We start from the raw sequence: 6,451 nt of genomic DNA on the forward strand, positions 1-6,451 counted from the left end.
ATAACTCTCCTTCAATAAAAATAATTGTCAGTCTTTGAACTGAATTCGACAAAGAGTGAAAACGTTTCAAATAACTTTACTATATCAATTTATCACGTTTTATTGTCCTTGTATAAGAATATGCTCACCGAACGCCTGGAACTATTACATAACACAAAGCAAAAATCTGTTCTGTTTCTGCCAACTATTTTATAACAGAAGTCATAAACCGCATAAGGACAAGGTTTTTGCTTGTTGTAGAATTAGTACAAAATAGAGTGTTTCCCCAAACTGTTTTATAGAAGACATTAAAAAATCCTAGCTGGAAAATCATTTTCCTTGCTAGGATGGGTTATATTTCTCTTTGAAGAGCCTTACTCAAGACCCTGTATCCTTCAATTGTTAAATGAAGACCATCTGTTGTATAAGCCGGCTTGAGCTGACCATCTTCTCCAAGCAAATGGTCAAAAACATTGATAAATTCAACATTTATCATCCCTTGGGCCAATTCGTGGTAGGCCTGGTTCAAGGTCTGAATCTTCTGATTAGTCCGGATATAAACTGTCCCCTTGTAGGGCTCTCCCTCATTCACAGGAAGAACCGAAACGAGTTTGATTTGCGCCAAGGGCAAGAGCCGCACCATCTCCTGCAGGATGATGTTCATGTTTTCAATGGTTTCCGACAGGGGCATTTCCTTACCAATGTCATTAGTTCCAATCAGCAAAAAGACCTTGTCCACTGCTTGACCGAAAATGTGGGCGTCTAGATGATCTCTTAAGAGGTCTGTCTTGTAGCCTCTAATCCCCCGGTTCACCATATACTGATCCGTCAACAGCAACTCTTGAAGGGGATAGTATTCGACGATAGAGTCTCCTATAAAAAGAATATCGGGTTCCCTCAAAGGATTTTGATTCAGTTCTCGGTAATTCTTCTGTATTTTTGCCTGTTCTTTCAACAGCCAGGTTTCTAATAATTGTACAGCCATAAAGGCTCCTTTCGATTCGTATAGTAGAAACTGTGCAAGGTAGGATAAGATCCTAGTCGAAGCTGAGCCTTCCATCCAAATAAGCTTCGATGACTTCATAGACCCCCTGATTCTGATGAGAAGGCGCCGTATAGCGGGCTGCTTGTCGCGCATGGGTATCCGCATTTTCCATTGCATAGGAATAGGTCGCTAACTCAAGCATCTCGACATCGTTTTGGCTATCGCCAAATGCCATCAGGTGTCCACCATCTACGCCCCAGCGTTCTTCTAAGAATTGAATGGCTGTAGCCTTATTGACACCCGGTTGCAGAATATCAATGGCCCCATAGCCACTAGCTGCAGGAAGCAAGCGCTCTCCAAACTTTTCTCGTAACTCTTGCACAAAGACTTCGACTTTTTCAGTCTCCGTGACGACACTTAGTTTCAAAACTTGCTCGCCATCCTCTTGTGCCAGATCATCCACAAAGCGCATCCGTTTGTAAAAAGCAGCCGCTAACTCAGGCGTCATCAATTGCTCTAAAAGAGGAAACTCTGTTCCTTTCTTGGCATAGCCTCCCGATAAGCTACTAACGACCAGATGAAGTTCTTCTTCTCGGCCTTCTAGATACTGCAAGACCTCTTGCACCAGCTCTTCCGGCCAGCTACACTCTCGGATGAGCTTCCCCTTCTCTAATATCCTTGCCCCATTGGCCAGCACCAAGGTGACGCGATCTTTCAAGTCTCCCAATACATGAGCCATACGGCTATAGCCATTCCCTGTCGCAATGACAAAGGGAATTCCTCTTTGGTCTAGCTGATCCAAAATGTGGCTCAAGCGCTCATGTTCTACTTCTCCTTGCTCGTCCATCAGAGTGCCATCCATATCTGTCGCAATCATTTGTAGCATACCGCCACCTCTTTCCATCTTTCCCCTATTATACACCATTCCCTCATCATTTTGGAGCCTTCTCTCCCATAAATCACACCTCTCCTCCTTCCTTAAAACTTAAGAAATTCCACCGAATCCTCTTTAATTTTTGGTCCAATTTTATTATAATATAGATAGTAGATTTTCCCTGTATGAAGTAACTAGCAGACCCTTTCACACACCTGGTAAAAACGTCTGCTACTCCCGAAAAAGATCTAAGAGGTAGGCATGAACACAAATACCTTATACCGCCAAACATCCTTTACCAATAGCGATTTCCCTTTTTCAATCAAACAGATTAGCACTCAAAATGGCCAGCCAGATATCTTATTTCACTGGCACACCGATATTGAGATTATTTATGTCAATGAAGGGACTGCTCAGTTCCATATCGACTATGAATATTTTAATAGTCAGCCTAGTGATATTATTTTGATCCGACCCAATGCCCTTCACTCCATCCACCCCATCCAGAGTTCTTCCCATACCATGGATGTCCTGCATTTTAATTTGGACCTGATTGGGATTACCCATAAAAATATCGCCACTCTAAAATATCTACAACCCCTCTACAATGGGGATTTTGAATTTGTCCGACGCATTCAAGCCCAATCACCTGGTTACGAAGAAATCAAACAGAGCCTCTTAACCTGTATGGCAAACGGAAGAGAACAAGGCCCCTTCTATGAACTCCGACTTAAATCCCAGCTCAATGAACTCCTCTATCTCCTCTTCTCCCACAACTACATCGTCGAGAAGAAGTTCTCAACAGACGCTTACCGTAGAGAAGAAAAAATCCGTTTGGTCCTTGACCATATTTCGAACCATTACCAAGAGGAGCTCATGATTGAGCATTTGGCAGAGTTGTGCCATTTTAGTCCGACCCACTTCATGAATTTCTTTAAGAAACAATTAGGGCTCTCTTGTATGGAGTACATCATCCAATATCGACTGAAAAAAGCGGCCCACCTCCTCCAGCATTCCGATCTGCCAATCATTGATATCGCGAGCCAATCTGGCTTCAATAACCTCTCAAACTTTAATCGCCAGTTCAAGAAATACTATCAGGTCACTCCAAGCCAATACCGAAAAGCTTGTCTTTAACCAATAGATCAAATAATAAAAGCACATAAAACACAAGTGAAGTTTGCGTTTTATGTGCTTTTAATTTTTTACAACAGAAGGTCTGATAAAGCCTAGCAACCTTCCTCTTTATCACTCAACATTCTATTTAAAGACCATTTCCCTGTTTCTTCATATTGTCCAATTAATTCTTGGGAAGTTCGAGTGATTTCCGAAGGGAAATGGAGGCTTTTTAATGTATTGACCGCATTCTTCGTTACTGCTGCTCCCTCCTTTATCTGATAATCAAAGACGATTTTCCCGTCAACATAGCGACTGTCAAAATGATAATTATCATTTACTGCACCAGATGCCGCAACTAGCTCAATATCATGACTCGAAATCATATACAAGCAATCGTGTCTCGATAGCCAGCGGACAATCCCTAAGCCAGACCCAATTCGCTCAATGGTATTGGTTCCCTTAAAGAGTTCATCAATAAAGAAATAATGAAAACCAGACTTTTCCAGACTCTCAATCATTCGGAGAATCGTTTTGCTCTCTGTAATAAAATAACTATCTCCAACCTCGATATCATCGCTGACATCCATAGAGGTCATGGCATGTCCATAAGAAAGCTCCAAACTGTCGCCATAAGCAAAGCCCAAACCCTGCGCTAGAATACAGTTAATGGCTACCATTTTCAGATAAGTAGATTTCCCTGAGGCATTATCCCCACTAATCACCATATTTCTTTCAAAACTAACGTCGTTAGCAACCGGATCCGCTAGTAAAGGATGGTAGATCCCCTTTCCTTTAATCCCAGCTTCTTCCTTAAAATTGGGATGACAAACCAAATCAACATCACGCTTATGGCGTAGAAGGCTGATGGCTACTTCCAATTCCCCCAAAAGATTGATTGTTTCCTGCGCTTCTTTCTGATGAGTCCTCACTTGCTGGTAGATATAGATTTGGGCAATCTGCGGAATTAAGAAAAGAAAATTAAGGTAGATCAGGATAATTTCCATCTCGGAGCTTCCTGTTGGACTTTGTAAGATGCTGGAAATGACTTTCGTCTTCTTAAATGGTTGGATAGCCTGTTTGAGGGTTTCTTGTTTTGGTAGCGCTAGACGGCTCAGCTTTTCCGCTGAAGCAAATATACGAACCAGGTAACTAACTTGATCCAAGCGCATTTTATTCGACCAATTCCGAATGCTCGAAAAAATGATATTAAACATCACACTCGCTATCAAGACTGACATGGCTTGAATTTGAAAAAACGGAAGAAAGAAAAGAGAGAGGACTGGCAAACACGCTAAAAAAATATAGAGAGAAAGATAAATCCTCGAATCTTGCTTCCCTGGATTCGCCACAATACTTCTAGCCATATTGTGGTTCTTTTTTCCTAACTGGTTCATAACAACCTGAACCTTCAGACGAAGATCCGGATGATGTTCAAAGAAATCTTCTAACTCCTGCAAAGATGCATCTGGTTGAAAGTTTATCAAACGCATCTTCTGATACAAGGCCTCTGCCCCAATACTAGACTGTGTATGGTTCAACCGATCAAAGACTCTATGCATGTCTAAATCATGCCAAGTTTGACCATCTACTTGACTATCTGTTGGTCGGAGTGTAGATGCCAAAAGCATCGTTTCCACTAAACTCTCTTCACTATCATTTTTTATAAAAAAAGGTTTTCCCTCCCAAGCCTGGGCTAATTTTTTTCTCAGACGAATCGTTGCTATCCGATTTGTTAGAACCATAATGATGATCAGTCCAACAAATCCAATTGGTAACCATCCAAGTTTATCCATTTCCTAATTCGCCCCTTCCTGCTGCCAATTCAGATTCACATGTTCCTTCACTTCCTGGTAGGCTGTATCAACACGCGCCTTTGTTTCATCATCCAATTGGTCCCGGTACTTGCCTCCTTCAATCCAGTCCTCCAAGATATAGGTCTGGAAATGATAGAGTTCATAACCTTCAGGAGAATAACTGTCCTTTGGCGTCCGGTTGACCCAAGTAGGATGAGCTGTGGCCGTTTTGATCCGTGTCTTGCGCCCTACCTTCTCAATGGTGATATCCATCAGGACCCCCCGTTCGGTCCATTGCGCATTGTCTATCCCTTCCATGGTTTCCATCCGCTGATTGGAAAGGAAATTCCCCATAGAATAAACAATCAATTTCTGTTGCCCATCCTTATCCACAATCTCAGCAGGCTGGACGACATGAGGATGACCGCCCAAGACGATATCAGCCCCCCAAGAAATCATCTTATGGTATAGCTCCTTTTGTTCCTCTGATGGCTCTAACTCATATTCAATCCCCATCTGAGGCATGACAATAGTTACGTCCGCTTCCATCTCAGCTTTTTGGATTTCTTGACGCATCCGCTCCTCATTGAGGTCCGATAGACGATTATCATAGTCCTCTTGTTCTAGATTATATTCCATCCCATTAAATCCGTAGGAGTAGGCCAAAATTGCAATCTTGATTCCATTTACCTCCTTGATCAGGATAGGGGCTTGCTCTCTCGTCTCATGCGGGTAGACACCAACCGTTTGGATCCCCGCGTCTTCAAAGGCCTTTGCAGTCGAAAACAGCCCTTCCAAGCCAGAATCGAGGATATGGTTATGTCCCAGGTCCATCACCTGATAGCCTGCATCCTTAATCGAAGCAACCACCTCCCCAGGGGCATTGAAAATCGGATAGCCCGAAAGCCCATAATCCGAATTAATGGTCCCTTCAAAATCCCCCAAGACCAGATCCCCTTGCTTCAACCATTCCTGAGCATAGTGATAATTCTCAGAAAAATCATAGCTTCCATCTTCCTTGGCAGCACTCATATAAATCAAGTCATGATAGAGTTGATCTCCATTTGCCATGATCCGAGCCGTATGAGGTAACTGATCCCGATGAACTTCTTCTTGCTTTTCAACGACTTCCGGCATTTCTAGCGCTGTAATGGGAAAACCATTCCATTTTTGAACCCACAAGACCAGATTTGCTGCCGCAAATACTGTAATCAGCAAACCATAGACAAACTGTTCGTTGGTCAGGCGAAAAGCGGTCACCTTTCCCAAGCCAATATCAAGCCAGTCGTTGAGCATCCTGAGGATATCTTTCCCAAGCTCGCTCCATCTCTTTAAGAGATCCTTCCAATTCTTCATCATCTTCTCTTCCTATTCAATTCTCTTGCACTTGTCAAAGGCCTCTCCCTAGCATCTTGATGCTACCTTTTACATTCTCACACTTCTCTAACATTCCAACTTTCTCATCTCAGGTTTATACAATGAGCCACTAAACCCACATCAAACCTAGTATTCATTGAAATGCTTTCTCTTCATTGTATCACAAATTTTAAGAAGAGAAAAAAGAGAGCAGGACAGAAGCGCTATTGTTTAGAACCGCTTCTTTGTCCTGCTCCTGCTCAGTTGATGGATTCATGTAAATGATCGATCATCGCTTCTTATCGTTTGATTTGGACAAGCTAATCGAAACCATGACAAGACTTA

General features: G+C 42.5%; 5 protein-coding genes. 1 reads left to right on the forward strand and 4 read right to left on the reverse strand.

Features of this window, described 5'->3' with window-relative positions; translation table 11 throughout:
* Window positions 1-331: 331 nt before the first annotated feature.
* Both QZ158_RS07275 and QZ158_RS07280 read right to left on the reverse strand, forming a co-directional pair.
* Window positions 332-964 (reverse strand): SGNH/GDSL hydrolase family protein, encoded by a 633-nt coding sequence (locus tag QZ158_RS07275; protein ID WP_293887132.1) that lies wholly within the window; start codon window positions 962-964, stop codon window positions 332-334.
* A gap of 52 nt (window positions 965-1,016) precedes the next feature.
* Window positions 1,017-1,850: an HAD family hydrolase gene (locus QZ158_RS07280; protein WP_293887134.1), complete on the reverse strand. Its 834-nt coding sequence runs from the start codon at window positions 1,848-1,850 to the stop codon at window positions 1,017-1,019.
* Between the two features lie 249 nt (window positions 1,851-2,099).
* Here QZ158_RS07280 and QZ158_RS07285 point away from each other — a divergent pair, with 249 nt between their 5' ends.
* Entirely contained in the window at window positions 2,100-2,975 is an 876-nt protein-coding gene (locus tag QZ158_RS07285) for an AraC family transcriptional regulator (protein WP_293887136.1), read from the forward strand.
* A gap of 92 nt (window positions 2,976-3,067) precedes the next feature.
* Here QZ158_RS07285 and QZ158_RS07290 read toward each other — a convergent pair whose 3' ends face one another.
* Both QZ158_RS07290 and QZ158_RS07295 read right to left on the reverse strand, forming a co-directional pair.
* Entirely contained in the window at window positions 3,068-4,585 is a 1,518-nt protein-coding gene (locus QZ158_RS07290; protein ID WP_293887138.1) for a hypothetical protein, read from the reverse strand.
* Between the two features lie 168 nt (window positions 4,586-4,753).
* Window positions 4,754-6,046, reverse strand: a complete 1,293-nt coding sequence (locus QZ158_RS07295; protein WP_293887140.1) for a CapA family protein — start codon at window positions 6,044-6,046, stop codon at window positions 4,754-4,756.
* Window positions 6,047-6,451: the final 405 nt, after the last annotated feature.

It is taken from the genome of Streptococcus sp. A12 (assembly GCF_905372335.1).
Classification (GTDB): Bacteria; Bacillota; Bacilli; order Lactobacillales; family Streptococcaceae; genus Streptococcus.